Genomic DNA, 26,075 nt, shown 5'->3' on the forward strand with positions numbered 1-26,075 from the left:
ACCCGCCAATCGTTCGATCGGCCTCCCCGCAAGAGACGGTCCGAGACGTCCGCTGCGTCTTGCTCGAACCCGAGCGAGCCCGACCGCAAGTGCCGATAGTAGAGCAGTCGATTCCTGCGGCTGAGATCGATCAGCTCGTCACGCCAGTCTCGCAACTGCTTGCGCACGCGATCCCGGTCGTTCACCCGATCAGTCTTGCCCATCTCCTCACCAGCGCCAAGTAGCAGGCTCGCCCGCTAGTAGCGGGCGCGGGGGTGGGCTTGGCGGTAGACCTCGGTCAGCCGTTCCTGTGAGACAGCGGTGTAGCGCTGCGTGCTGGAGATCGACGCGTGGCCGAGCAGCTCTTGCACGCTGCGGATGTCGGCACCGCCGTCGAGCATGTGCGTTGCGCACGAGTGGCGCAGCACATGGGTGGTGAGCTGGTCGGGTCCGAGACCGACGCGGTCGCCGTGGCGGCGCACGATCAGCCAGACACCCTGGCGGGTGATGCGGCGGCCCCGGGCATTCAGGAACACAGCTGCGGCGTCGTCTCTCGACCGCCACGCAGCAGGTTCCAGCGCCCCGCGCCCGGCGCCGCTGAGCCATTCGCCGACGGCATCGGCGGCGTGACGCCCCACCGGCACGACGCGCTCCTTGCCGCCCTTGCCCCACACCCGCATGAGCCTCTCGTCGAGGTCGACGTCGCCCAGCGACAGCGCCACCAGCTCGCTGGCCCGCAGGCCCATGCCGTAGAGCACTTCGAGCATCGCCCGGTCTCGCCGCACCAGCGGGCTGTCGCCCACGGGCGATGCCAGGAGCTGCTCGACCTGGTCGCGCCGCAATGCTCGGGGCAACCCGGCAGGCGCGCGAGGCATGTCGAGCGCACCGGCGGGATCGGTCGAGGCCAGGTCCTCGGCCACCAGGAACCGGTAGAGGCCACGAAGGCTGACCGCAGCCCGGGCGGCGGTGGAAGCTGCCCGCCCGAGATCGTCGCGCAAGTGCGCCAGGTAGGCCGCGATGTCAGCGGAGCTCGCACCCAGCAGATCGGTGCCTCGTGCCTCGAGCCATGCCGCAAACCCACCGAGGTCGGCCCGATACGACGCCACGGTGCGCGGTGCTCGGCCTCGCTCGTTCGACAGCCAGCCCAAGTAGTCCTCGGCTTCGACCGCCAGCGCAGCGGACATCGTCAGCCCAGCGATTCGGTGCCCAGCGGCCCTGTTCCAGTCGATGCCGGCAGCAGCTGAGGATTGCGTCCCTCGGCCCGCGCCAACGCGGCGCCCACCAGTCCGCAGAACAGCGGGGCCGGGCGGTTGGGACGGCTCTTGAACTCCGGATGGGCTTGGGTGCCCACCCAGAACGCGTGGCCGTCCAGTTCGATGAACTCTGCCAGCCGCCCGTCGGGCGACAACCCGCTGCACTGCAGGCCGCCCTCTTCCATCCGCTGCCGGTAGGCGCTGTTCACCTCGTAACGATGCCGGTGCCGCTCGTTGACCAGCGTGTCGCCGTACATCGCCGCCACGCGGCTGCGCGGCGCCAGCCTGGCCACGTACGCGCCGAGCCGCATGGTGCCGCCCTTGTCCTCGATACCGCGCTGCGCATGCATGAGATCGATCACCGGGTGCAACGTGTTGGCGTCGAACTCGGTCGAGTTGGCACCCAGCAGGCCCAGCTCGTTGCGGCAGAACTCGATGACCATGACCTGCAGCCCCAAGCACAGACCGAGGCACGGAATGTCGTGCTCGCGTGAGTACGCAGCCGCGGCGATCTTGCCCTCGATGCCCCGCGAGCCGAACCCTCCCGGGATCACCATCCCGTCGAGGTGGCGCAGCCGCCCCGCAGCAAGCAACCCCTCGATCTCCTCGGAGTGGATCCACTCGATGTCGAGGGCGACACCGTGGTAGGAGGCCGCATGGCGGAGCGCCTCCACTACAGACAGGTAGGCATCGGGCAACGCCACGTACTTGCCGATGATGCCGATGCGCACCGTCGCCTGAGGCGCCTTGATGCGTGCGAGCATGGCCTCCCAGTCGGCAAGGTCGGGCTCGACGTCTTCGAAGCCGAGGATCCCGCACAGAAAGCTGTCGAGACCTTCGGACCGCAGCACCATCGGGATCTCATAGAGGACCGACGAATCGGGGGCATTCACCACGCCGGCCAGCTCGACGTCGCTGAGGTTGGAGATCTTGTTGCGCAAGCCGTCCTCGATGGGACCCTCACTGCGCAGCACGATGGCGTCGGGCTGCACGCCGCGACTGCGCAGCTCGGTCACCGAGTGCTGCGTGGGCTTGGTCTTCTGCTCGCCCGACGGGCCGATGAACGGCACCAGCGTCACATGGACGTAGCAGACGTTCTGACGGCCGACCTCGAGGCGCATCTGCCGGATTGCTTCAAGGAACGGCAGGATCTCGATGTCGCCGACGGTGCCGCCCACCTCAGTGATGACAACGTCCACGTCGCCGTCGGCCAGCTTGCGGATGCGCTCCTTGATCTCGTCGGTGATGTGCGGGATGACCTGCACGGTCCGGCCCAGGTACTCCCCCCGGCGCTCGTCGGCGAGCACCTTCTGGTAGATCGAGCCGGTCGTCGCATTCGAGTCGCGGGTCAGCGACACATCGATGAACCGCTCGTAGTGGCCGAGATCGAGGTCCGTCTCGCCGCCGTCGTCGGTGACGAATACCTCACCGTGCTCGTACGGGTTGAGGGTGCCGGGGTCGACGTTGATGTACGGGTCCAGCTTCTGCATGGTGACCCGCAGTCCGCGAGCCGCAAGCAGTCGCCCGAGCGATGCCGCTGTGAGTCCCTTGCCAAGGGAGCTGGCTACTCCACCGGTGACGAAAATGTGCTTAGCCACGCGGCATCTTGGATGGGCTCACTCGCATGTGTCATCAAGCTACCGTCGCTCCGGGCGGTGTTGGCTGATACAGGGTTGGCTGATGCCGGAGGGAAGCCATGAGCGACACCGGTGAGGACGCACAGCAGACCGGAGGCGACCGCGCGCCGGCTGACCTGCTGGTGCACAGTGCCGATCTGCTGGCGACGTGCGATGACCAGCGCCGCGAGATCGCAGGCGGTTGGGTCGCCATCACTGGCGGGCTCATCAGCGCGGTCGGCGACGCCTCGCAGACGCCGCCCGCGGCGAGCCGCCGCATCGATGCCGGTGGGTGCCTCGTCACGCCGGGGCTTGTCAATACCCACCACCACATGTACCAGAACCTCACTAGGTCCTATGCGCCGGCGCTGCGCGGCGGGCTGTTCGACTGGCTCACCACGCTGTACCCGCTGTGGGCGCGCCTCGATGAGCAGGGCGCGTATCTGTCTGCCTGGGTAGGTCTGGCGGAACTGGCGCTGGGCGGCTGCACCACCAGCACCGACCACCTCTATGTGCATCCCCGGGGTGCAGGCGACCTGATCTCGGCCGAGATCACCGCGGCCGCCGAGTTGGGCATGCGCTTTCACCCGACCCGCGGCTCGATGTCGCTGGGCCAGTCCGACGGCGGGTTGCCGCCCGATGAAGTCTGCCAATCGCCTGAGGAAATCCTGGCGGAATCGGAGCGGCTGGTCGGCGTGCACCATGACCGCTCGCCCGACGCGATGGTCAGGATCGCGCTGGCGCCGTGCTCGCCTTTCTCCGTCTCGACCGAGCTGATGACGGCGACGGCCGAACTGGCGGAGCGCCTCGACGTCCGCCTGCACACCCATCTGTGCGAGGACCCCGGTGAGGACGGCTTCTGCATCGAGATGTTCGGGATGCGCCCGGTGGACTACTTCGAGCACTGCGGCTGGGGCTCGAATCGTTCGTGGATCGCGCACGGCGTGCAGCCCAATGCGGCCGAGATCGCACGGCTGGGATCCTGGGGCACCGGTGTGGCCCACTGTCCCAGCTCGAACCTGCTGCTCGGCGTCGGGTTGGCGCCGGTGCGCGATCTGCGGGCTGCGGGCGTGCCGGTGGGCCTGGGGGTGGACGGCTCGGCCAGCACCGATTCGGCATCGATGTGGACCGAGGCACGCAACGCCCTGCTGGTCGGCCGTCTGCGCGACGGCCAGCGGCACCTCAGCGCCGACAAGGGCCTCGACAGCGGCCGCCCTGCCGACGGCGCCGTAGGACAGAACGTCGATGGCGCCGGAGGAGGCGATGCAGAACGGGGCGGCACGACGTATTTCTCGGCCCGCGAGGCCCTGGACCTGGCGACTCGTGGCAGCGCAGGGTGTCTCGGCCGCGAGGGCGAGATCGGCGAGCTGTCGCCCGGTGCATGCGGTGACCTCGTGGTGTGGCAGCTTGACGGGCCGGCGTTCGCAGGCGCCCTCTCCGATCCCATCGAGGCATGGCTGCGCTGCGGCCCCCTGTCCGCCCGGGACACGATCGTGGCTGGTCGCCCGGTTGTCTCCGGCGGCCAGATCATTCATCCCAGCCTCGACGAGCGCTTGACCGAGCATCGCCACTGCGCCGTTGCGATGCAACGGGCATAGGTGTTGGAGACTCAGTTGCGGTAAGGCGAGCCGAGCCGGTCCAGCCAGCGGAGCGGCGGGACCGCATCGATGATCCGGCTGAACGACCAGCGCTCGCTCGCCAGGTTCAGGACCGCCAGAATCGCCAGCACCACCCACTCGACGGCTGCCGAATACGCGACAACCGTGGCCATGCCCAAGACGGCGCCTACAGGATTGACGCCGGTGTCACCCAGCATGTGTTCCTCGCGCATCTCGCTTCCCAGCAGCCCGACCGACGCGCCCACTGCGCCTGCCGCCCACAATGCCGCGCTATGCCATTCGAACCACCCGCTGCCGGTGCTTGTCTCATAGGGCCCGGGCGACCACGCCGAGCTGAACAGCGAGGCGGGCACCAGTGCCAAGAGCCACCACGCCAACGCGACCTTGGTGGCCCGGCCCGGCATTCGATCGAACAGATTCAGCATGTTCGCACCGAGGGCAACAATCAGCGCTCCGCGCAGCAGCGGCACGACTGACCAGCCCTCATGTGTGCCCACGAGGAGGTCCTGCAGCGACCGCACGATGGCGGTGCCGTCGCTCCATCCGTGACTGCTCCACAGTGAGGCGACATTGCCGAACAGCGCCATCTGCACGCACAAGATCGCCGCGGCACCCCCGCCGAGGGCTTTCTGGGCTCCCGTTGTCAGCCGTCGCTGCCGCCAACTGTCTGCAATGTGCGCGGCGAACCCGCCTGCTTCGTCATCGCCCCGGACGTCGTCTCGATAGCCCAGCAACCCGAAGACAGCGAGTGCCAGCGCGGCTGCGAGGGCACCTGTGGCGCTGGCCATCGCCGGGTTGCGGAACCCGTCATCGGGCAGCAACTCCCATATCGTATCCACCCAGCGTGACTCGTCAATCTGCACCGAGTAGTAGGCGAACCAGCCCGTGCTCCGGTATGCGAAGACGGCGACGCCAACGCTGACGGTGGCGCCGATCGCGACCACCAGCAGACCTGAGACTGCAATGATCCGCTCGCCTCGGTAGTTGGCCCGCATCCAGCGTTCCCGCTGCATCCGAGATCTCGCACAACGCCACAGCCCGGCTGCCGCGAGGGCTGATGCGGCGAGGGCCGATGCCAGCGCTGCACCGGTGCGAAGAGCGAGATCGGCAGTCATGTCAGATCATCATCGATGCAGGCGCGGCGAGGGGAGTTCACGACCCCTGCGCGGTGCGGCGACGCCACGGTCGCCATGACCGCCACGACTGCCGGACCCGAAGCGAGCGCGGAAATCGGAGCTGTCGTGCTCGCTGCCATGACTGGCGTGCCACCCCCCCGAGCTGTTGCCCCCGGTCACGCACCGGCACACCGCGAGCAGCCGAGATGACGCGGCCCAGCAGCGAGGCGGCGAGGGAATAGACCGCCTTCGGCCAGCCGGTGCGAGCCACCACGGCGAGATACACATGTCGCCCGATGCGCGCTCGATGCGCGAAGCCGCTGAAATCACGTCCAGTCTGGCGATGGCTGAATCCGATCTCGACCTCGCTGATACGGGCGCCGCGGTCGGCCGCATCGAGCGTCAGACCGATCTCGAGTCCGAACCCGGGCGCGAGCTGCAGTGATCTCATCAGCGGACCCCGCACGGCGCGCTGACCCGAGAGAGGTTCGGCCAGTTCAAGTCCCGTCTCAGAACGCAGGACGCGTGCTGCGAACGCCTTGACGAGCCCGAACCCGCTCGGGCTCTCGGCGCCTCCGAAGATGGCGATCGTCATGTCGGCTTCGCCCAGCGCAACTGGCTGCAGCAAATCAGCAGCCAGCGCGGCTGAACTGCCCAGATCGGCATCGATGAGGAGATATACGTCGGGGGCACCCGACGCGGCGACGCCCGCGGCGACCGCCGCTGCTTTGCCGCGGTTGCGTGCGAGCTCGATGACTCGTGCTCCTGCGGCCGCAGCCGCAGCCGCAGTTCGGTCCCGGGACCCGTCGTCGACCACGATGACGTCGAGCACATCGGGCACCGTTCGCAGCGCCGTCACCGTGGCACCGACCGTGTCCGCCCGGTCGAAGGCGGGCACGACCGCCACGGCGTGGGTCATGACGGGCCCAGACCGTGGTTGACATCAGCTCCCGAGAAGTGATTGACGGCAGGCAGCCGCTCCAGCGCAACCAGCAGCGCCAGATCGCCCGAGAACGTCTCGACATCGTCGACGCTCGCGAACGATTCCGCGAGCACGGGGTCGGACCGGACTCGCTCCAGCACTGCGCCGTAGCCAACTCCTGCTGCCCCGGACGCAGGTATTTCGACGATGACGCCGGTGCCCGAGTGCCCGTCATCGACGGCAGACCTCAACAGATCGAATACAAATTCCTGATTCAACCCGGCCGCTGCCGCGTCGGTGACCACCACGAGTCGCAGTTGCTCCCCTCCCAGCAGGTGCAGAGCGACGGCGCCGGTGCCGTCATGAGTCACCAGTTCCAGGTCACGGAGCAAGGTCAGCGCCGTACGTGTCGGCGGGACCGCCGAGAAGCCGCGAGAGAAACCGTCGAGCGCCCCGAAGTCGGTGACTGCGTTGACATCGTCGGCGAGTATCTGGCTGGACCCGGCTTCTGCTGGCCTGAACAGCGCTTGAGGCAGCAGGAAGCGAAGCGCTCTGCGCACTGCATTGCGGCTGTCACCTGCCAGCGAGAAGGCGTCGGCGATGCTCTGGCGCACACCTGGATCGCGCAGGCGGAGGTCGTCGCTGAGCCACAGCACCCCGCCATGGCGCGCATCCGTTGCATCGAGGCGTGCGCGAATGGCCGCTACTGCGGCCCGGTCCGTGGATTCCGGGGCGACGATGAGCGTTGTCGTGCCGCTCAGTCGTCCTTGGGGAAGGTACGGCCGTACGAGATCCTCCACCTCGAACCGCACGGACCGCGCCGCTTCAACGCTCGCGAGCGCTGCGTCGCGTGCTGCCTCGACCTCGCCGAGCTCCGCCTCGGCCTCGGCCTGTCGCTCGATCGCCGATTCGGTGTCGGCCTGCAACTGGTCCACGCGCGATTCCAGGTTGCTCACCAGCACCGAGTCCACGAACGTCGAGCCCAGCGCCAGGCCGATCGCCAAGGCCAGGAAAACTGCCGCGATCGACACAATGTGGTAGCGGAGGTTGACCATACGCCCGACCGATCTACAGGCCCATGTTGATCCACAGGGTGCGCAGCAAGAGCCGACCTGGCTCGGTCACTGCGGCAATGACGCCGATGGTGACGAGCGCCGAAACGATCAGCATCGCCATGTCGCGCTTGCGCACCTGGGTGCGGTAAAGACGGCTCACGCCTTTCGCATCCACAAGGGCCGGGGACACCTGCATCCGGGTCAGGAAGGTCGATGCCATGCCTCGGCGGCCCTTGTCGAAGAAGTCGACCATCGACGTGTGGGACCCGACCTCGACGATCTGCTCGGCTCGCTGCTCGAACGCAAGCCGCAATGCAAGATCCTCGCTGGTTCCGGGCGCGGCGATCACGTCGTAGCTCAAGCCGGCGTCGTCGAGGCGGACCGCACCCGGCGCGCCGCCCTCGGGATAACCGTGCACGATGAGCTGCGCCCCGCACTCGAGTGCCCGCGGCGATACCGAGTCGAAGTCGCCGATGATGATGTGGGGCACGAGACCGGCCTCAAGCAGTGCATCAGCACCTCCGTCCACACCGATGATCACGGGCCGCATATCCGACATGTAGCCCGACCGGCGAAGTGCCGCCAGATCTTCGCGATAGTCGATGCCGCGCACCACCACCAGCACGTGGCGGCGTCGCAACTGGTGCCGCAGCGGCGGGATCTCCAGCTCATCGGTGAGAACCTGCGGCTCCCGCTCCAGGTACTCGAGCGTGTTCCGGGCAAAGCTCCCGAGTTCGCTGCGCACCGCCACGCGCGCCGATTCCAGCACGCGTTCGAAGTGCTCGGCATCGCGCCGGTACCCGGTCCCGATCACCTGATCGCCGCGCATCACCTCATCGCCTGCGATGGCCAGCTCCTCGCCGTCTTGGAGCGACGCGAACACCCCTTCGCCGACGTCCTCCAGCACCGGCACTCCTGCCTGCGCGAGCGTCAGACCGCCCAGCGCCGGGTACCGGCCGGTCATCGTCGACTCTGCGTTGATGACGGCGATCGCACCCGCGGCCAGAAGCCCGTCGGCAGCGACCCGATCGAGATCTGCGTGGTGGATCACCGCAATATCGCCGCGTTCCAAGCGGCGCAGCAGGTTCTTGGTGCGACGGTCCACACGGCACCGTCCCGCGATCTCCGCGTGGTTGCCACCGTGGCCGCGGCGCGAGCGCTGGCGTCTCCACAGCGAACGCAAGCGAAACATGCTCACTCTCGGGCGCCGCCCCGCGTTGCGGCGGCCACCTCCAGCAATTCAGTCGCGTGCTGGCGGCCGCTCGCCCATGCAGGCTGACCCGCGAGCATCCGCGCCAGCTCGCTGACGCGATCGGGTCCCGTCACGGCGACAAGATCTGAAGCCACTGCGTTGCCGTCGTCGGTCTTTCGAACGGCCACTTGGTGGTGCGCGAACGCCGCGACCTGTGGGAGATGCGTGACCACCAGCACCTGGTGCTGGCCGGCCAGCGAACCCAGTGCCCGACCCACCGCCAACGCAGTCTCGCCGCCGATGCCGGCATCGACCTCATCGAACACGAGGGTCGGTGGGCCAGCGGTCAGCACGAGCCGCAGCGCCAGCATGACGCGCGCCAGCTCACCACCCGATGCCACCTTCGACAGCGGGCCGGGCGGAGCGCCGCGGTTCGCGCTGAAAAGCAGTTCGACGCTGTCGCTCGGCGCATCGCCGGTGACGCTGACCTCCAGCGTGCCGCCCGCCAACGCCAACGATGTCAGGTGCTCGCTCACCGCAGCGGCGAGGCCAGGCGCAGCCGCTCGACGAGCTGCAGCCACAACATGAGCCTCGGCTTCGACATGGCGCTGCGCCGCCTCGATGCCGGCCTCCAGTTCGGCTGCCAGCTCGGTGTGACGTTCAAGCTGCGACAGACGCTCTGCTGCCTGGGCACCGAACGCGCGCACGTCGGCGAGCGTGTCGCCGTACTTGCGAGTCAGCTCGCGCAGGAGCTGGTGCCGTGCACGGACGTCGGCCAACGCCTGCGGGTCGTCCTCGATCGTCTCGAGCACACCTCTCAGCTGCTCAACGGTGTCATCCAACTCCGCGGCCACAGCGCCCAAGCGGCCGCTCACGAGGGCAAACGCCTTCCGGGAGGCCAGCAAGGCCACCGCAGCGCCCAGCCTGTCGATCGCGCCCTCGTCTCCGGAAAGTGCCTGGCGGGCCGCATGACCATCGGCGAGGTGGGTCGCAGCATCGGCCAGCAGGTCCTCACGCTCGACGATCCAGCTCAACTCGTCAGGGTCGTCCAGCTGCGCCGATGCGATCTCGTCCGCCTGATAACGCAAGAGATCGATCTCCTGCGCCCGTGCTCGCGCGTCACCGCCGAGCGCGGCCAGATTCTCCGTGAGCGCTCTCAGTTCGGCACGCGCTGCCGCCAGCGGGCGCACATCTATGCCGCCCCATCGATCGAGCGCCTCACGCTGGGTGCGAGAGCGCAACAGTGATTGATGCTGGTGCTGCCCGTGCAGATCGACGAGCCCGGACCCGAGCTCTGCGAGCTCTGCAGCCGAGGCCATGCCGCCGTCCACGTAGGCGCGGCTGCGACCGGCTGCTGGGATCACGCGGCGCAGCACACGCTCGCTGCCGTCGGCCTGCACGAACCTGCCCTCGGCAACTGCTTCGACCGCGCCGGCGCGCACCATCGCCGGATCGGCACGCCCGCCCATGAGCAGCTGCACCGCCTGCACCACCAGCGTCTTGCCGGCGCCCGTCTCGCCGGTCAACGCCGTCATGCCTGCGCCGAGCACCAAGTTGGCATGGGAGATGACGCCGAGATCGTGCACCGCCAGCTCGACGAGCATCAACGGTCCTTGAGGCCGAACTTGTGCTTCAGCACGCGATGAAAGCTGTCGCCGCCGGCGGTGATGAACCGTGCGTCGTACGGCGCGCGCGTCACGACGAGTTCATCGCCGGTCGCCAGCAAGCCGGCCGAGCGCCCGTCCACAGCGGCGAGCGCAGGCCGTTCACTGATCACCCGGATGCCGATCTCGGTGTCCGGCGGCAGCAGCAGCGAGCGATCGAAGAGCATGTGCGGCGCGACAGGAGTGACCTGCAACGACGAGTGCGTCGGCGCCACCACCGCACCACCAGCCGAGAGGCTGTACGCCGTCGAACCCGTCGGCGTGGACACGATGAGGCCGTCTGCCGCGTAGGTCGCGAACACGTCACCGTCGAGCCACACTTCCAGCCTGACCGTGTGCCCCGGATCGCGCTTCTCGAGCACGACTTCATTCAGCCCAGTCCACGTCTCTGAGTCTTGGGCGCCCACGTCGTGAGCGCCTGTGTCCCGGACGCGGGCGCTGACCATCATCCGCTCCGAGACATCCAAAAACCCTCCGAGCGCGGCAGCGACCATGTCGGTGAGCTGTGCCGGCTCGAATTCGGTCAGGTAGCCGAGGTGGCCGACATTGACGCCGAGTACGGGCACGCCCGCCGCTGCAACCAGATCGAATGAGCGCAGCATGGTGCCGTCGCCGCCGATGCTCACAGCGAGATCCGGGACTGTTCGGATCGGTTCGTCGACGCCGAGTTCAGGACGACCGATTGCCGTGGCCTCGACACTGCCCACTTCCACGGCATGACCCTCGCCCTCAAGCCACGCCACCAGCCGTTTCGAAGCTGCCAGGGCCTCCGCGCGCTCCGCATGGGCGATGATCAGCACGTCGCTCATACCGATTCCCTCTCGGAAGCAGCGCGGGGTGCAGTCTCGATAGCAGTCGCGATGGCGCTGTCGATATCGAACGACCGCGGCGGCGCAGTTTCTCGCCATGCTTCCCGCTCATGCTCGCTGAGCTCGCGGGCCGCTCGGGCCCGGGGCTCAGCCTGTAGGCGACGGCAGTGCAAGAAGAACTCGACATTGCCTGCGGCCCCTCGCAACTGCGATGCGGCGACACCGATGGGTGCGAGGCCATGGCGGAAGGCACTCGATGCCACGTCGCTGAGCACTCGTCGCCACACGTCCGGGTCGCGCACCACTCCCTTGCCTCGCGAGGCCTCGTGCCGGCCGGCTTCGAACTGCGGCTTGGCGAGCAGCACTGCTTCGCCACCTCCTGCCGTGCACGCCGCCAGGTTCCCCATCACCGCGCGCAGCGAGATGAATGACAAGTCAGCGGTGGTGATGTCCGCAGGGCCGCCGATGTCGGCAGGTCCGATATGGCGCACGTTGCACCGTTCCCACACGGTGACCCGGGAATCGGCCCGCAGGCGGACATCCAGCTGTCCCCAGCCGACATCGATCGCAACGACTTCCGCCGCACCCCGCTGCAGCAGGCAATCCACGAAGCCGCCCGTCGAAGCGCCGGCGTCGACGGCGCGCCGCCCTGCAACGGCGACCCCGAATTCGTCCAGCGCAGCGTCCAGCTTCTCTCCGCCGCGGGAGACGAACCGTGCCGGCTCACCGCTGAGCCGGACTGGCTCGGCGGCCGACACCATGCGAGACGGCTTCTGCGCGACCGAGCCGCCCACGAGAACCCGGCCGTCCGAAATGAGTGCTTGCGCCGCCGCGCGAGACGAGGCCATGCGACGGCGCACCAGCTCGTTGTCCAAGCGTCGTCGGCCGGCGTTCATGCAGCCGAAAGTACCAGCGCGCCCGCAGCGCACCGCAGTGGTTTACGCGACGAAAGGGGTGTCTTCAGACGTACCAGGTGCCGCGCGAGCGCAGCAGCTGCGCAATGTCAGCGGCACCTTGCTTCTGCTGAGCCGCCGCCAGCTGCCGAGTGGAGGCCATGGCGTACTCGCTGCGCCGCACGGCACGGAACACGCCGACCGGCGTGGGCTCGAAGGGCCCGCGAGCGAGACGAGCCAGCATGAATGCGGTCGAGGGATCGTGCTTCGTCTCGTCATGGGTGAGCAATTCGTCGGTGCTCACATCGGCGGTGTGGACAACCCGGGCGCAGCCTGACTCGTCGACGACCCCGAACTCGCCGTCGGCCCCGAAGCGAATGGGCTCGCCGTGCGTCAACGGGATGAGGTTGGCATCGCGGTTCTGCTTCTTGGTGACCCCTTCGAAAGCGCCGTCATTGAAGACGTTGCAGTTCTGGAACACCTCCACGAACGCGGCGCCGTCGTGCTCGTGCGCCCGCCGGAACGTGTCCATCATGTGCTGGCGGTCCATGTCGTGCGTGCGCGCCACGAACGACGCCTCGGCACCGAGCGCCACGGCCAGCGGGTTGAACGGCGCATCGAGCGAGCCCATCGGCGAACTCTTCGTGACCTTGCCGATTTCGCTCGTGGGGCTGAACTGGCCCTTGGTCAGGCCGTAGATCTGGTTGTTGAACAGCAACACCTTGATCTTGACATTGCGGCGCAATGCGTGGATCAGGTGATTGCCGCCGATCGACAGCATGTCGCCGTCGCCGCCGATCACCCAGACGTCGAGATCGGGCCGGGCCATCGCCAAACCGGTGGCGATGGCGGGTGCTCGGCCATGGATGCCGTGCACTCCGTAGGAGTTCATGTAGTAGGGGAACCGGGCAGCGCAGCCGATGCCCGACACGAACACCGTGTTGTGCGGTTCGGTGCCGAGGCTCGGCATCAGCATCCGCATCGCCGTGAGGATGGAGTAGTCGCCGCAGCCCGGGCACCACCGGACCTCCTGGTCGGAGGCCCAGTCACCGGGCTGTGTGGTCGGCGTGATCGAGGTGTCGGTCATCGTGCTGTATGCCTCTGTCTGTACTTGCTGAACCTGTAACTGCTGAACTCAGGGGTCCTGGATTCGCTGATCATCGTCTCGTCGGCGCCTAGCTGCCCGCCAGCTCCTCAAGGCGCTTGCGGACTCCTGCGGTCACCTCGCCGGTTGTGAACGGCACGCCGTCGATCTTGCCGATGTGCTCGACGTCGATCAGGTACTTCGCCCGCACCAGATCGCACAGCTGGCCCTTGTTCATCTCGGGACACACCACGGCCCGGTAGCGACGCAGTACGTCGCCGAGATTTGCGGGCAGCGGATTGAGGTGCCGCAGGTGCACATGCGCCACCTCGAAACCGGCCTCGCGCAGCCGTCCCGCTGCCGCGTCGATGGCGCCCCACGTGGAGCCCCAGCCCAGCACCGCAAGATCGGCTCCTGCGTCGCCGGCGACTTCGACATCGGGAACGTCGACGCCGTCGACCTTCGCCTGCCGCAGATCGATCATCAGCTGGTGGTTCTCGGGCTCGTAGGAGATGTTGCCGGTGCCGTCCTCTTTCTCGATGCCACCCACGCGGTGCATCAGGCCGGGTGTGCCGGGAATGGCCCACGGGCGAGCCAGCGTGTCGGGATCCCGCAGGTACGGCAGGAAGATGCCATCGCCGTCTTCGTTGGTGCCGTTGAAATCCGTCGCGAAGTCGACGCCGATGTCGGGCAGCTCATCGACATCGGGCAGCAGCCACGGCTCGGAGCTGTTCGCCAGGTAGCCGTCGGACAGCACGATGACGGGAGTGCGGTACTTCAGCGCGATGCGAGACGCCTCGATCGCGATGTCGAAGCAGTCGGCCGGACTGCGCGGCGCCACAACCGGCAGCGGCGACTCGGAATGCCGCCCGTACATGGCCATCATCAGATCTGCCTGTTCGGGCTTGGTCGGCAAGCCCGTCGACGGGCCGCCGCGCTGGATGTCGAGCACCACCATCGGCAGTTCGAGGCTCACGGCAAGGCTGAGCGTCTCGCCCTTCAGCGCCAAGCCGGGCCCTGATGTGGAGGTAAAGGCCAGCGCGCCGCCGAAAGCCGCCCCCACTGCTGATGCCGCAGCGGCGATCTCGTCTTCGGCTTGGAAGGTCCGCACGCCGAAGTTCTTCTTGAGCGACATCTCGTGCAGGATGTCCGAGGCCGGCGTGATGGGGTATGAGCCGAGGAACACCGGCAAGCGCGCGAGCTGGCCCGCCACGACACAGCCCCACGCCAGCGCCGTATTCCCGTTCACGTTGGTGTACTCACCAGGTGCCAGCGGAGCTGGCTTCACCTCGTAGTGGGCCTCGAAGATCTCGGCCGTCTCGCCGAAGTTGTAGCCGGCCTTGAACGCTGCGGTGTTGGCGTTGATGACCTGTTCGCGACCCCGGAACTTGGTGTTGATGAACTCGAGCGTCGGCTCGACCGGCCGCGTGTACATCCACGAGATCAGGCCGAGTGCGAAGAAGTTCTTGGAGCGTTCTGCATCTCGCGGCTTGACGCCGTGCTCGGCCACAGCGTCTCGAGTGATCTGGCTCATCGGCACCGGGTACGAGCGGTAGTCGTCCAAGGTGCCGTCGTCGAGCGGATTGCTGGAGTAGCCGGCCTTCTCCAGATTGCGGTCGTTGAAGGCATCGGTGTTCACCGAGACACCGGCGAGCGTGCCCTGCGGGGCGCGGATCTCGGCAGGGAACTCCGGCAGCGTGGACAGGTCGTTGCCGAGCGCTGCGGAGATGCTCGTGAATTGGTCACCGGTGAGCTGCATGCCGTCGCCGGAGTCGCCGGCGAAGCGAATGATGACCTCGTCGATCTCCTGCAGCGGCAGTTCGCGCGATGCGGTGTCGGTCACTGTGTCTCCTAGGGGAAGGGCTCCTGGCGGGAATGGGCCCGCTGTAGTAGGGCCTTGGGGGGGAATGCGGCCGCTCCAGGCGACCACGCTAGCCGCGGCTGGGTGGATGCAGCCGGGTCGGATCGCGCCTCAGGCGCCCCAGACCTCAGGCGATGGTCACCGCCTGGTCCAAGTAGACGTCCTGGATGGCACCGAGCAGCTCGACGCCTTCGGCCATGGGCCGCTGGAACGCCTTGCGTCCCGAGATCAGCCCGATGCCGCCGGCTCGCTTGTTGACGACTGCGGTGGTGACAGCTTCGGCTAAGTCGGCAGCCCCCGAACTGGCGCCGCCGGAGTTGATGAGCCCGACGCGTCCCATGTAGCAATTCGCCACCTGCCAGCGGCACAGGTCCACCGGATGATCCGTCGTCAGCTGGTCGTACACCGCAGCGTGCGTCTTGCCGAAGCCCGGTACAGAGACGAAGGCGCCGTTGTGCTCAGGGAGCTTCTGCTTGATGATGTCGGCCTCGATGGTCACGCCGATGTGGTTGGCCTGTCCGGTGGCATCGGCCGCCACATGGTTGTCAACCTGAGTTGATTCGCCCTCGGCGCTCTCACTGGACAGGTTGATGTCGGGGTTGCGCAAGTAACACCACAGCACGGTGAACATGCCGAGGCGGTGCGCTTCCTCGAACGCCGCGGCCACCTCGGTGATCTGGCGACCGCTCTCGGCCGAACCGAAGTAGATCGTCGCGCCGACGCCGGCGGCTCCGAGCTCATGTGCTCGCTGGACGGAGCCGAACATGATCTGGTCGTAGGAGGCCGGGTAGGTCAACAACTCGTTGTGGTTGATCTTGACGATGAGCGGGATGCGGTGGGCATAGCGGCGGGAAACCGCTCCGAGCACGCCGAATGTCGTGGCCACGGCATTGCAGCCGCCCTCGACCGCCAGCTCCACGATGGAGGCCGGATCGAAGTAGATCGGGTTTGGCGCGAACGACGCGGCACCCGAGTGCTCGATGCCCTGATCCACCGGAAGGATCGAAACGTAACCGGTGCCGCCGAGGCGACCGTGGTCGAACAGCGACTGGAGGCTCCGCATGACCTGCGGAGAACGGTCGGTGCCGGCGACGACATCGGTTACAAAATCGGGCCCGGGCAGCGTAAGCAAGTCGCGCCCGATGCCTTCGCATTTGTGGTCCAGCAGATAAGAGGCCTGCTCGCCCAGCAGGCGCACAATGTCAGTGGTCACGATGTACGGTTCGCCTCGCATTGTCTGACGGCGCCGGTCTTGGAGCTGGTGCCAAGGACTGGTACTGGGGGCGGCGCACGCCGAATGACGGACTCACTCTATCCGCGCGGTTCCGTGAGAAGGCTGACCCGGAACAGCTCGTCAGCTGTCGTGGCTGCCGAGCGCTGCAAGCCGATCCTCGACGTCCACGAAGCCGGGATCGACATCCGCGATCCGGGCGAATCCACGCCTGGCCCGCTGGAGGTCTCCGACCCGGTCGTACAGGTCCGCTAGCGCATACCACAGCCGCAGGTGGTGCTCCTTGGGCCGCTTGGGACGCAACGGACCCGCCTCAAGCAGGCGAATGGCATCACGCGGCCTGCCTTCATCGGCTAGCGCTCCGGCTGCCACGATCCGTCCCTCCGTGATCGTCTGGGCATCAGGATCGGCGTGCCTCAGCCGATCCCACACGTCGTGCACCTCGTTGAGCCGTCCGAGCGCCCGGTAGCAATCCGCGAGCACCGGCAGCTGATCGACCGCTCCCGTCAGCTGCTCGTACTGTTCGAGCCGGTGCGACGCGGCAGTCCATCGGCCGAGTCGGTACAGCGTCAGGCCGTACAGCTCCTGCACTTCGGCGATGGCGGCATAGCGTGATGCCAGCGGCCGCAGCGTCGTGAGGGCATCCCCGAAGCGCTCAGCCAGGAAGTCCTCCCCTGCCTCGCGCAATCGCTGCGCCAGTCGCTGCTGTTCTGCCGATGGCATGCCCCGCACGCCGACCGGATCGAGCTGAGGAACCTCAAGTCGCACCTTGGAGCGACGACGGCGCGGTGCGTCCTGCGGCGCATGCTTGGCGCGCTCGGGCGGCGGTGGCTGCTGAGGTCGCGGACTCTGGCGTTCAGGCACCTTTGCCGCGTAGGCGTCGCCCCGGTCGGCGCCGGGAATCGGCCGCAGCACCGATGCGCCTTTGCGGGCCACCCCACCCCAGTCGGTGCGGCGAGCCGCCCGCGATGCCACCTCGTCGACGGGCTTATCGGGTCGCCGCTGAGCGTCCGAGCGGCGCTGCTGGGGCCGTCGACCGCGATTGCGGCGCTGCTGATCATCGCCATCAGAACGACCCCGGGGAGCGCGATCAGGCTGACCGCGACGGCTTCGATCCCCCTGCTGGCCACGGTCGCGATCGGGTCGCCCGTGCGTCGGTTTGCGAGGCGGGCGCCGCTTCTGCGTCACCCCCCGAGCGTAGGCCCGCAAGCGCGAAGAACCCCCGCCGCAAACACGACGGGGGTTCAGGGTTCCGGCAGCGACCTACTCTCCCAGGGGAATTGCCCCCAAGTACCATCGGCGCTGGCAGGCTTAACTTCCGTGTTCGGAATGGGAACGGGTGTGGCCCTGCCGCCATAACCACCGGAGATCTGTCGGTGCAGATTCCTGCACTGCGTACGGACGTGCCGTATGCAGCATTCTGCAAAGCGATGCACGCACAGCGCACGTACGTGAGGTGCGCTTCCTCGAGGCTGAGTACCGATACCAAGCCCTCGGCCGATTAGTACCGGTCTGCTGAACACATTGCTGTGCGTACACATCCGGCCTATCAACGTGGTTATCTGCCACGGGCCTTACCTGGTTGTACCAGTGGGAGATCTCATCTTGGAACAGGCTTCGCGCTTAGATGCTTTCAGCGCTTATCCCTTCCGCAGGTCGCCAACCAGCCGTGCTCCTGGCGGAACAACTGGCACACGAGAGCTGCGTCCATCCGGGTCCTCTCGTACTACGGACAGCTTTCCTCAAATCTCCTACGGCCACAGAGGATAGGGACCGAACTGTCTCACGACGTTCTAAACCCAGCTCGCGTACCGCTTTAATGGGCGAACAGCCCAACCCTTGGGACCTGCTTCAGCCCCGCCAACCAGTCTGAGGGAACCTTTGGGCGCCTCCGTTACCATTTGGGAGGCGACCGCCCCAGTCAAACTACCCGCCTGGCACTGTTCCCGAACCCGATCAGGGTCCTAGGTTAGAGTTCCGACATGAGCAGGGTCGTATTTCAAGGGTGACTCCACGCATGCTGGCGCACACGCTTCCTAGTCTCCGACCTATCCTACACAACACGTGCCACAACCCAATACCAAGTTATAGTAAAGGTCCACGGGGTCTTTCCGTCCTTCTGTAGCCAACGAGCATCTTTACTCGTACTTCAATTTCGCCGGGTCTGTGGTTGAGACAGTGGGAAAGTCGTTACGCCATTCGTGCAGGTCGGAACTTACCCGACAAGGAATTTCGCTACCTTAGGACCGTTATAGTTACGGCCGCCGTTTACCGGGGCTTAGGTTCACAGCTTCGCTCCGAAGAGCTAACCGTTCCCCGTAACCTTCCGGCACCGGGCAGGCGTCACAGCGTATACATGGTCTTACGACTTCGCACGCTGCTGTGTTTTTAGTAAACAGTCGCTTTCCCCTATTTTGTGCCACCCTCTCCGGCTCGGGCAGCTAGTGCCGTCACCATCGCAGGGTCATCCTTCTCCCGAAGTTACGGATGCAATTTGCCGAGTTCCTTAACCACAGTTCTCCCGTTCGCCTGAGTATGCTCTACCTGCCTACCTGTGTTGGTTTAGGTACGGGCACCACGTGAACTCGCTAGAGGCTTTTCTAGGCAGCATGGAATCAATGACTTCGCCTGTAGCGGCTCGGCATCGCGTCTCGGACTTTATGGGGCCCGGACTTACCTAGTCCCCGTCCTACTCGCTTACCCCAGGTCTACCATCGCCTGGGTTCACCTATCCTCCTGCGTCCCCTCATTGCTGTCCTCGGTGCGGTGGGTCGGTTCGTCGTTCCCCGAAGGGAGGACAGCCCCTTAGCAACCGCATTTTGGACTGGGCGCGCACGCGGTGGTACCGGAATATCAACCGGTTGTGCATCGACTACGCCTCTCGGCCTCGCCTTAGCTCCCGACTAACCCTGGGAGGACCAGCCTTCCCCAGGAACCCTTGGGCTTACGGCGGAGGGGATTCGCACCCCTCTCTCGCTACTCATGCCAGCATTCTCACTCGGACCCGCTCCACCGGCGCTCACGCTCCGGCTTCGCTGCAGGCACGACGCTCCCCTACCCCTCAAGCTCGCTCGAAAGCGAACTCAAAGGCGCGGCTTCGGCGGTGTATTTAGCCCCGTTACATTATCCGCGCAGGACCACTCGACCAGTGAGCTGTTACGCACTCTTTCAAGGGTGGCTGCTTCTAAGCCAACCTCCTGGCTGTCTGGGCAATCCCACATCGTTTGCCACTTAATACACACTTAGGGGCCTTAGCCGGCGCTCTGGGCTGTTTCCCTCTCGTCCAACGAAGCTCATCCCCCGTGGACTCACTGCCGCACTCTGGAGCCATGGCATTCGGAGTTTGACTGGGGTCGGTAAGCTTGTGGGCCCCCTAGCCCAATCAGTGCTCTACCTCCATGGCTGAACGTGCGACGCTGCACCAAAATGCATTTCGGGGAGAACCAGATATCACCGTGTTTGATTGGCCTTTCACCCCTATCCACAGGTCATCCGCCCAGTTTTCAACCTAGGTCGGTTCGGGCCTCCACGGAGTCTTACCTCCGCTTCACCCTGCCCATGGATAGATCACACGGCTTCGGGTCTACAGCATGCGACTGTGCGCCCTATTCGGACTCGCTTTCGCTCCGGCTTCCCATCACTGGTTAACCTTGCCACACACCGTAACTCGCTGGCTCATTCTTCAAAAGGCACGCTGTCGCGCTTGGACACAAGTGCCCAGTAGCGCTTCAACTGCTTGTAAACCAATGGTTGCAGGTACTATTTCACTCCCCTCCCGGGGTACTTTTCACCTTTCCCTCACGGTACTAGTTCGCTATCGGTCGCCGACACATATTTAGCCTTACGAGGTGGTCCTCGCAGATTCACGCCGGCCTTCACGGAACCGGCGCTACTCGGGAGCAATCCCAGGAGGCAAGCAGATTTCGCGTACGGGGCTGTCACCCTCTGCGGCCCGCCTTTCCTGTACGGTTCCGCTATCTGCCTGCTTTGTAACTCCTTGACCGATCTGGTGCTCGGTCGGGGATGTCCCACAACACCGATCCGGCAACGCCACCAGGCTTTACCACCGGATTCGGTTTAGGCTCTTCCCATTTCGCTCGCCGCTACTCCGGGAATCGCTGTTGCTTTCTTTTCCTCAGGGTACTGAGATGTTTCAATTCCCCTCGTTCCCTCTACCTGCCCTATAGATTCAGGCAGGAGTGACACCCGATAAAAGGTGCCGGGTTTCCCCATTCGGATATCCACGGATCAAAGCCTATTCGGCGGCTCCCCGTGGCTTATCGCAGCCTATCACGTCCTTCATCGGTGTTCGGCGCCAAGGCATTCACCATTGGCTCTTCGTAGCTTGGTATATCGATACTCAGTCTCGAAGAATCAAATCTCCTCTGCCACGGTCTCAAGTGTGACAGTCACAGAGGATTTTGATGCTCGTGCATCGCTATGCAGTTATCAGAGAGCCACGGCGTCAAGGCGCGACGCAGCGCTCCCTGGCAGCAGAACAGAGGACGAGCTGATTATTGCCAAATGGCTCTAGACAGCACCAGTGCTCCAACTGGGAATCTCCATCTGAGATCTGAGACCACGGTGGTCTCATTCTCGGAGGTGACTCCTTAGAAAGGAGGTGATCCAGCCGCACCTTCCGGTACGGCTACCTTGTTACGACTTCACCCCAATCGCTAACCCCACCTTCGACAGCTCCCTCCCTTGCGGGTTGGGCCACTGGCTTCGGGTGTTGCCAACTTTCGTGGTGTGACGGGCGGTGTGTACAAGGCCCGGGAACGTATTCACCCCGGCGTTGCTGATCCGGGATTACTAGCGACTCCGGCTTCATGGAGTCGAGTTGCAGACTCCAATCCGAACTGAGACCGGCTTTTTGGGATTCGCTTGACCTCACGGTTTCGCAGCCCTTTGTACCGGCCATTGTAGCATGTTTGCAGCCCTGGGCATAAGGGGCATGATGACTTGACGTCGTCCCCACCTTCCTCCGACTTGTCGCCGGCAGTCTCCCACGAGTCCCCGCCATTACGCGCTGGCAACATAGGACAAGGGTTGCGCTCGTTGCGGGACTTAACCCAACATCTCACGACACGAGCTGACGACAGCCATGCACCACCTGTGATGGGACCATAAGGAGGCCGCATCTCTGCGGCTGTCCCCAACATGTCAAACCCAGGTAAGGTTCTTCGCGTTGCCTCGAATTAAGCAACATGCTCCGCCGCTTGTGCGGGCCCCCGTCAATTCCTTTGAGTTTTAGCCTGGTATCTAATCCTGTTTGCTCCCCACGCTTTCGCTCCTCAGCGTCAGTACCGGCCCAGAGTGCTGCCTTCGCTATCGGTATTCCTCCTGATATCTGCGCATTTCACCGCTACACCAGGAATTCTACACTCCCCTACCGGACTCTAGTCATGGCAGTATCGAGTGGCGTCTCAGAGTTGAGCCCTGAGTTTTCACACCCGACTTACCAAACCGCCTACGAGCCCTTTACGCCCAATGAATCCGGACAACGCTTGCGCCCTACGTATTACCGCGGCTGCTGGCACGTAGTTGGCCGGCGCTTCTTCTGCAGGTACCGTCAATTTCGTCCCTGCTGAAAGGGGTTTACGACCCGAAGGCCTTCTTCCCCCACGCGGCGTCGCTGCGTCAGGCTTTCGCCCATTGCGCAATATTCCCTCCTGCTGCCTCCCGTAGGAGTCTGGGCCGTGTCTCAGTCCCAGTGTGGCTGATCGTCCTCTCAGACCAGCTACCCGTCGATGCCTTGGTGAGCCGTTACCTCACCAACAAGCTGATAGGCCGCGAGACCCTCCCGGAGCACCGGAGCGTTTCCTGAACACACCATGAGGTGCAGGCAGGGTATCGGGTATTAATCCAGGTTTCCCTGGGCTATTCCCATCTCCGGGGTAGGTTTCTCACGTGTTACTCACCCGTTCGCCACTTTCCCATTGAGACCGAAGTCTCGGGTTCGTTCGACTTGCATGGATGAAGCGCGCCGCCAGCGTTCGTCCTGAGCCAGGATCAAACTCTCCGTCGAGATCAAGCCCGCGATGTCGTGCGGCAGAGCCGCAATCGATCGCCGGCACGATCGAAGAGCCTGTGCCACGATCCGAGGGAAATCCCTCTTCCTGTGGCGACCGGCTGGAATTGGTGCACCGTCGCATGTGGGTTCGCACGAGGCGAGCCCGATGAGACGGCACGAACAAGTTGGTCCCCGGTCATGGGTTGACCGCGGACCGGCTGTGTGGTTCGACCAGCGGCTGGAATCCAGCAGCCGATCGCCCGCACTGGCGTTTTCGTCCTCTGTTCTGTTGTCAAGGAGCGCTGCTGAGGCGAATCCGCCGGCAGCTGACACTCGATCGGCGCCTACCGCTGCCCTCTGCAAAGGAGTGCTGCGGGTGACGCCGCCGGAGGTGTCGGACCCCTCTGGACGGCATTTCCGCCCCTGAGGGGGACGCATGAGACTACAGCGGCCGACCCACCTCCGCAACCATCCTCAGCAGCCGATTCGGCGCGATCGCACAGGATTCAGGGAGCAGTCGCGACGTGCCAGCGTTTCTTGCCGCGCCGCAGCAGCACATAGCGGCCATACAGCAGGTCGCGGGCCCCGACACGACGGTCGGGATCGCTGGTGCGGTCCCCGTTGATGTACACGCTGCCCTCGGCCAGCGCCCTGCGCGCCTCGCTGCGGCTCTGGGCCAATTCGGCATCGATCAGCACGTCCACTACCGGCGCATTAAGCACTCGCAGCGGGCGTGACGGCACTTCTGCAGCCACGAACGCCAGCGCCGAGGCAGGTACTTCGCTCAGCGGCGCGGTCCCGCCGAACAACACCTCGCTGGCACCAGCCGCGGCCGTGGCCGCTGCGTCGCCGTGCACGATGCGCGTGATCTCGGCGGCCAGTCGCCGCTGTCCGGTGCGCTGACCAGGGTCGGCCTCATGGGACGCAGCGATTTCGTTTGCTTCCTCCAACTCCAGGAAGGTGAGCTGGCGAAGCAGCCTGCCCACGTCGGCATCGTCGACACCGATCCATGCTTGGTAGAAGCGGTATGGACTCATGGCCTCCGCGCTGAGCCAGAGCGTCTCACCACCCGCCGTCTTGCCGTACTTGGTGCCGTCGGGGCGCACCAGCAATGGCCACGTCAGCGCATGTGCGGCACGTCCGAGTCGCCGCCGGATCAGGTCGATGCCGAGCACGATGTTGCCCCACTGGTCCGAGCCGCCGACCTGCAGCTCGCATTCGACGTTCTCGGCGAGCCACAGGTAGTCGTACGCCTGCAGCAGCATGTAGCTGAACTCGGTGTAGGACAGGCCGTCGCCGTCGTCGAGCCGGTTGCGAATCGACTCTTTGCCCACCATCTGCTGCACGGTGACGTGCTTGCCGACCTCGCGCAGGAAGTCGAGCACGCCCACACCGACGGTCCAAGCACGGTTGTCGAGCAGCCTCGCCGCATGGGGCCCGTCGTCAAAATCCAGGAACTGGCGCAGCTGCGGCACGATGCCTTCTAGGTTCGCCGCAAGCGCTTCGTCATCGAGCAAGTTGCGCTCGGCTGAGCGTTCGCTCGGGTCGCCGATCATGCCGGTCGCCCCGCCAGCAAGGGCGATCGGGCGGTGGCCGCCCAATTGCAGCCGGCGCAGCGTCAGCAGCCCCATGAGATTGCCCACGTGGAGACTGGCGGCCGTGGGGTCGAAACCGCAATAAACCGTGATTGGGCCGCTCTCCAGGCGCTTCGCGAGCGCCTGGCGGTCGGTGGTCTGATGAATCAGACCACGCGCATCGAGGTCAGCCAGGACATCCACTGGGCCATTTTGCCCGCAGCACAGCTGCGGCGCGACAGCCAGTCTGCCCGCAGCTCAGTTGCGGGGCGTCCAGCGGAAGAAGCGCACGGTGACCAGCACGCCGAACACGCCCCACGCCCCGAGGATCGCCCAGCGCCACGCCGGCAGCGGCACACCTTCGCTGAATGGGTCGAAGGTGCGTCCCAGCGCGACAGCCAGGTGCTTGATGGGGAAGACGTCGCCGATGAGAGTCATCCAGCGCGGCGCTCCCTCCGACGGAATGAACACGTCGGAGACGAAGTACAACGGCAGCACGCACATGTTCGTGATCGCCGGTGCCGCCTGCTCGCTGGGGCACACGCAGGTGATGGCGAGCCCCAAGGCCGAGAACGCCGCTGCGCCCACCCCGAGCGTGATGAGCAGGCTGGGCACAGCACCCGGCTGGACTTCAACGCTGTAGCCGAGCCAGCCGATGCCGATCACGAGCGCCGTCATGATTGCGGTCAGCACCAGGGATGCGGCGACCTGCCCGCCCACATAGACCCACGGCGGCAGCGGCGTCGCCCGCATGGCCTTGAGCACGCCGCTCTCGCGCCTGATGACCGTGACGATGGCGGCGTTCATGAAGTTCGCCGAGACCAACGCCAGCGCCAGGATCCCGGGGACGTACACGGTTGCGACGCGCGCTCCGGTCGAGCTGATGATCTCGTTGCCGAAGATCGAGGTGAAGATCACCAGGAAAATGATCGGCAGGACCACTGTGAAGAAGGTGGCTGCCGGGCTGCGCCGGAAGCCCAGCAAGTTGAATCGGGCCTCGCTGCGCAGCTGCCCCAGGCGGGTCATGAACCGTCTCCCGAGGATGTGTCTCCAGTCAGTGCCAGGTACGTGTCCTCCAGCGTCGACGGCTGAACAGCCAGTGAGTCGAGCCGGGTCCCGACCGCCTCGGCGGTAACGAGCAGTTCGCGCACTACTCCGCCAACATCGCGCGTGACGAGCGCAGGCCGTTCCCACGCATCTTGACTGCGGAGCAGGTCTCGCAGCCGATCAGGCAGCGCCTCGGTGCTCAGCTCTGCGGCATCCCAGCTGATGTGCGATGGCATGGCGACTTGTGCCGCCAGTTCGGGGGCAGTGCCATCGGCCACGATGCGACCCCGTGAGATCACGGCGATCCGGTCCGCCAGGCGGTCGGCCTCATCCATGTAGTGGGTGGTCAGCAGCACGGTCACGCCCAGCGACCGCAAACCGTCGATGGTCTGCCACGCCTCGCGGCGAGCAGCAGGGTCGAAACCGGTTGTCGGCTCGTCCAGGAACACAAGCTCGGGATCGCCCACGAGGGCGAGCGCTACGGCCAGGCGCTGTTGCTGCCCGCCCGACAACCGGCGAGTCCGAGTTCCAGCCGCCTCGGCAAGCCCGACAAGCTCCAATACCTCGGCGGTCGGCCGAGGTGATCGGTAGTACGCCGACCACATCGTCACGATCTCCGCAGCGGTGAAGTCGCCCTCGTGCTTGGCTCCCTGCAGGACTACCCCGATGCGCTCTCTCCAGTCGGCGGTGGCCTCCGCCGGATCGACGCCCAGCACGTGCACGTCCCCAGATGTTCGGGTGCGGAGGCCTTCGAGTATCTCGACGGTCGTGGTCTTGCCGGCCCCGTTGGGACCCAGGAAGGCCACGACCTCGCCGGTCCTGACCGACAGGTCGACGCCGGTCACCGCCTCGACTTCCCCGTATCGCTTGTGAAGCCCGGTGACCTCGATGGCGAGACGCGCTTCGGCGGTCATTCGGCGTAGTGCTCGGGATGGATGACCTGTGGCCGCACCGCCGCTGCGTACAGCAAGACTCCCAGCGGACCGCTGTAGATGATCAGCAGGACCCAGTGCCAACGACGCTTGCCGGCCAGCTCAAACCGATCGCGACCCAATCGCAGGACATCGACGATGCCGCCGGCCATGATCAGCGCCGCCATGACGGCTGCGACGATCAGCACAGTGCCGAAGTCCACCGGGTCACGCTAC

General features: G+C 65.7%; 19 protein-coding genes and 3 rRNA genes. 1 reads left to right on the forward strand and 21 read right to left on the reverse strand.

From position 1 onward, the window contains the following. From VI480_RS14625 to VI480_RS14635, 3 genes are all read right to left on the reverse strand, one after another. Positions 1–203 (reverse strand): hypothetical protein (locus VI480_RS14625; RefSeq protein ID WP_323673599.1); only part of this gene is annotated, 203 nt, incomplete at its 3' end. Positions 204–236: 33 nt separating this feature from the next. Next, the gene (locus VI480_RS14630; RefSeq protein WP_323673600.1) at positions 237–1,163 is read right to left on the reverse strand and encodes a tyrosine recombinase; all 927 of its coding nucleotides are present in this window, start codon (positions 1,161–1,163) and stop codon (positions 237–239) included. A gap of 2 nt (positions 1,164–1,165) precedes the next feature. Next, positions 1,166–2,830 carry a CTP synthase gene (locus tag VI480_RS14635; protein WP_323673601.1) on the reverse strand — a complete coding sequence of 555 codons (1,665 nt, stop codon included), beginning with the start codon at positions 2,828–2,830 and terminating at the stop codon, positions 1,166–1,168. A gap of 98 nt (positions 2,831–2,928) precedes the next feature. On the opposite strand from VI480_RS14635, the gene VI480_RS14640 reads away from it, so the two are divergent. Continuing rightward, positions 2,929–4,446 carry an amidohydrolase family protein gene (locus tag VI480_RS14640; protein WP_323673602.1) on the forward strand — a complete coding sequence of 506 codons (1,518 nt, stop codon included), beginning with the start codon at positions 2,929–2,931 and terminating at the stop codon, positions 4,444–4,446. Positions 4,447–4,457: 11 nt separating this feature from the next. On the opposite strand, the gene VI480_RS14645 is transcribed toward VI480_RS14640, so the two are convergent. The 18 genes from VI480_RS14645 to VI480_RS14730 form a co-directional block, all read right to left on the reverse strand. Beyond that, positions 4,458–5,582: a hypothetical protein gene (locus tag VI480_RS14645; protein WP_323673603.1), complete on the reverse strand. Its 1,125-nt coding sequence runs from the start codon at positions 5,580–5,582 to the stop codon at positions 4,458–4,460. Positions 5,583–5,619: 37 nt separating this feature from the next. After that, positions 5,620–6,501 carry a glycosyltransferase gene (locus VI480_RS14650; RefSeq protein WP_323673604.1) on the reverse strand — a complete coding sequence of 294 codons (882 nt, stop codon included), beginning with the start codon at positions 6,499–6,501 and terminating at the stop codon, positions 5,620–5,622. Then, positions 6,498–7,559, reverse strand: coding sequence for a copper transporter (locus VI480_RS14655; protein WP_323673605.1), 1,062 nt, complete (start codon positions 7,557–7,559; stop codon positions 6,498–6,500). The genes VI480_RS14650 and VI480_RS14655 overlap by 4 nt, the downstream gene beginning before the upstream one ends. A gap of 13 nt (positions 7,560–7,572) precedes the next feature. After that, positions 7,573–8,751 (reverse strand): putative cytokinetic ring protein SteA, encoded by a 1,179-nt coding sequence (gene steA / locus VI480_RS14660; RefSeq protein ID WP_323673645.1) that lies wholly within the window; start codon positions 8,749–8,751, stop codon positions 7,573–7,575. Positions 8,752–8,753: 2 nt separating this feature from the next. Then, positions 8,754–10,355 carry a DNA repair protein RecN gene (gene recN / locus VI480_RS14665; protein WP_323673606.1) on the reverse strand — a complete coding sequence of 534 codons (1,602 nt, stop codon included), beginning with the start codon at positions 10,353–10,355 and terminating at the stop codon, positions 8,754–8,756. Further along, the gene (locus VI480_RS14670; protein WP_323673607.1) at positions 10,355–11,224 is read right to left on the reverse strand and encodes an NAD(+)/NADH kinase; all 870 of its coding nucleotides are present in this window, start codon (positions 11,222–11,224) and stop codon (positions 10,355–10,357) included. The genes recN and VI480_RS14670 overlap by 1 nt, the downstream gene beginning before the upstream one ends. Further along, the gene (locus VI480_RS14675) at positions 11,221–12,120 is read right to left on the reverse strand and encodes a TlyA family RNA methyltransferase (RefSeq protein WP_323673608.1); all 900 of its coding nucleotides are present in this window, start codon (positions 12,118–12,120) and stop codon (positions 11,221–11,223) included. Before VI480_RS14675 ends, VI480_RS14670 begins: the two co-directional genes overlap by 4 nt. Before the next feature lie 64 nt (positions 12,121–12,184). Beyond that, positions 12,185–13,204: a 2-oxoacid:ferredoxin oxidoreductase subunit beta gene (locus tag VI480_RS14680; protein WP_323673609.1), complete on the reverse strand. Its 1,020-nt coding sequence runs from the start codon at positions 13,202–13,204 to the stop codon at positions 12,185–12,187. An 88-nt stretch (positions 13,205–13,292) separates the two neighbouring features. Beyond that, positions 13,293–15,044 carry a 2-oxoacid:acceptor oxidoreductase subunit alpha gene (locus VI480_RS14685; RefSeq protein WP_323673610.1) on the reverse strand — a complete coding sequence of 584 codons (1,752 nt, stop codon included), beginning with the start codon at positions 15,042–15,044 and terminating at the stop codon, positions 13,293–13,295. A 145-nt stretch (positions 15,045–15,189) separates the two neighbouring features. Beyond that, the gene (locus VI480_RS14690; protein WP_323673611.1) at positions 15,190–16,275 is read right to left on the reverse strand and encodes a class I fructose-bisphosphate aldolase; all 1,086 of its coding nucleotides are present in this window, start codon (positions 16,273–16,275) and stop codon (positions 15,190–15,192) included. A 141-nt stretch (positions 16,276–16,416) separates the two neighbouring features. Next, entirely contained in the window at positions 16,417–17,268 is an 852-nt protein-coding gene (locus VI480_RS14695) for a hypothetical protein (RefSeq protein WP_323673612.1), read from the reverse strand. Positions 17,269–17,543: 275 nt separating this feature from the next. Further along, positions 17,544–17,660 (reverse strand): 5S ribosomal RNA (gene rrf / locus VI480_RS14700). A gap of 114 nt (positions 17,661–17,774) precedes the next feature. Continuing rightward, positions 17,775–20,644 (reverse strand): 23S ribosomal RNA (locus VI480_RS14705). A 263-nt stretch (positions 20,645–20,907) separates the two neighbouring features. Continuing rightward, positions 20,908–22,321 (reverse strand): 16S ribosomal RNA (locus tag VI480_RS14710). The 16S, 23S and 5S rRNA genes sit together here, the layout of an rRNA operon. A 491-nt stretch (positions 22,322–22,812) precedes the next feature. Beyond that, entirely contained in the window at positions 22,813–24,084 is a 1,272-nt protein-coding gene (gene tyrS, locus VI480_RS14715; RefSeq protein WP_323673613.1) for a tyrosine--tRNA ligase, read from the reverse strand. A 54-nt stretch (positions 24,085–24,138) separates the two neighbouring features. Beyond that, positions 24,139–24,906 carry an ABC transporter permease gene (locus VI480_RS14720; RefSeq protein WP_323673614.1) on the reverse strand — a complete coding sequence of 256 codons (768 nt, stop codon included), beginning with the start codon at positions 24,904–24,906 and terminating at the stop codon, positions 24,139–24,141. Next, positions 24,903–25,841: an ABC transporter ATP-binding protein gene (locus VI480_RS14725; protein WP_323673615.1), complete on the reverse strand. Its 939-nt coding sequence runs from the start codon at positions 25,839–25,841 to the stop codon at positions 24,903–24,905. The genes VI480_RS14720 and VI480_RS14725 overlap by 4 nt, the downstream gene beginning before the upstream one ends. Next, positions 25,838–26,062, reverse strand: coding sequence for a hypothetical protein (locus tag VI480_RS14730; protein WP_323673616.1), 225 nt, complete (start codon positions 26,060–26,062; stop codon positions 25,838–25,840). Before VI480_RS14730 ends, VI480_RS14725 begins: the two co-directional genes overlap by 4 nt. Positions 26,063–26,075 lie beyond the last annotated feature (13 nt).

The organism is Candidatus Poriferisodalis multihospitum (assembly GCF_028283155.1).
GTDB classification, from domain to species: domain Bacteria; phylum Actinomycetota; class Acidimicrobiia; order Acidimicrobiales; family Poriferisodalaceae; genus Poriferisodalis; species Poriferisodalis multihospitum.

Bases quoted from the DNA above. Each gene is read 5' to 3' on its own strand.
- VI480_RS14630 (WP_323673600.1), bottom strand. From the start codon at position 1,163: ATGTCCGCTGCGCTGGCGGTCGAAGCCGAGGACTACTTGGGCTGGCTG.
- VI480_RS14640 (WP_323673602.1), top strand. From the start codon at position 2,929: ATGAGCGACACCGGTGAGGACGCACAGCAGACCGGAGGCGACCGCGCG.
- VI480_RS14645 (WP_323673603.1), bottom strand. From the start codon at position 5,582: ATGACTGCCGATCTCGCTCTTCGCACCGGTGCAGCGCTGGCATCGGCC.
- VI480_RS14650 (WP_323673604.1), bottom strand. From the start codon at position 6,501: ATGACCCACGCCGTGGCGGTCGTGCCCGCCTTCGACCGGGCGGACACG.
- VI480_RS14655 (WP_323673605.1), bottom strand. From the start codon at position 7,559: ATGGTCAACCTCCGCTACCACATTGTGTCGATCGCGGCAGTTTTCCTG.
- steA (WP_323673645.1), bottom strand. From the start codon at position 8,751: ATGTTTCGCTTGCGTTCGCTGTGGAGACGCCAGCGCTCGCGCCGCGGC.
- recN (WP_323673606.1), bottom strand. From the start codon at position 10,355: ATGCTCGTCGAGCTGGCGGTGCACGATCTCGGCGTCATCTCCCATGCC.
- VI480_RS14670 (WP_323673607.1), bottom strand. From the start codon at position 11,224: ATGAGCGACGTGCTGATCATCGCCCATGCGGAGCGCGCGGAGGCCCTG.
- VI480_RS14675 (WP_323673608.1), bottom strand. From the start codon at position 12,120: ATGAACGCCGGCCGACGACGCTTGGACAACGAGCTGGTGCGCCGTCGC.
- VI480_RS14680 (WP_323673609.1), bottom strand. From the start codon at position 13,204: ATGACCGACACCTCGATCACGCCGACCACACAGCCCGGTGACTGGGCC.
- VI480_RS14720 (WP_323673614.1), bottom strand. From the start codon at position 24,906: ATGACCCGCCTGGGGCAGCTGCGCAGCGAGGCCCGATTCAACTTGCTG.
- VI480_RS14725 (WP_323673615.1), bottom strand. From the start codon at position 25,841: ATGACCGCCGAAGCGCGTCTCGCCATCGAGGTCACCGGGCTTCACAAG.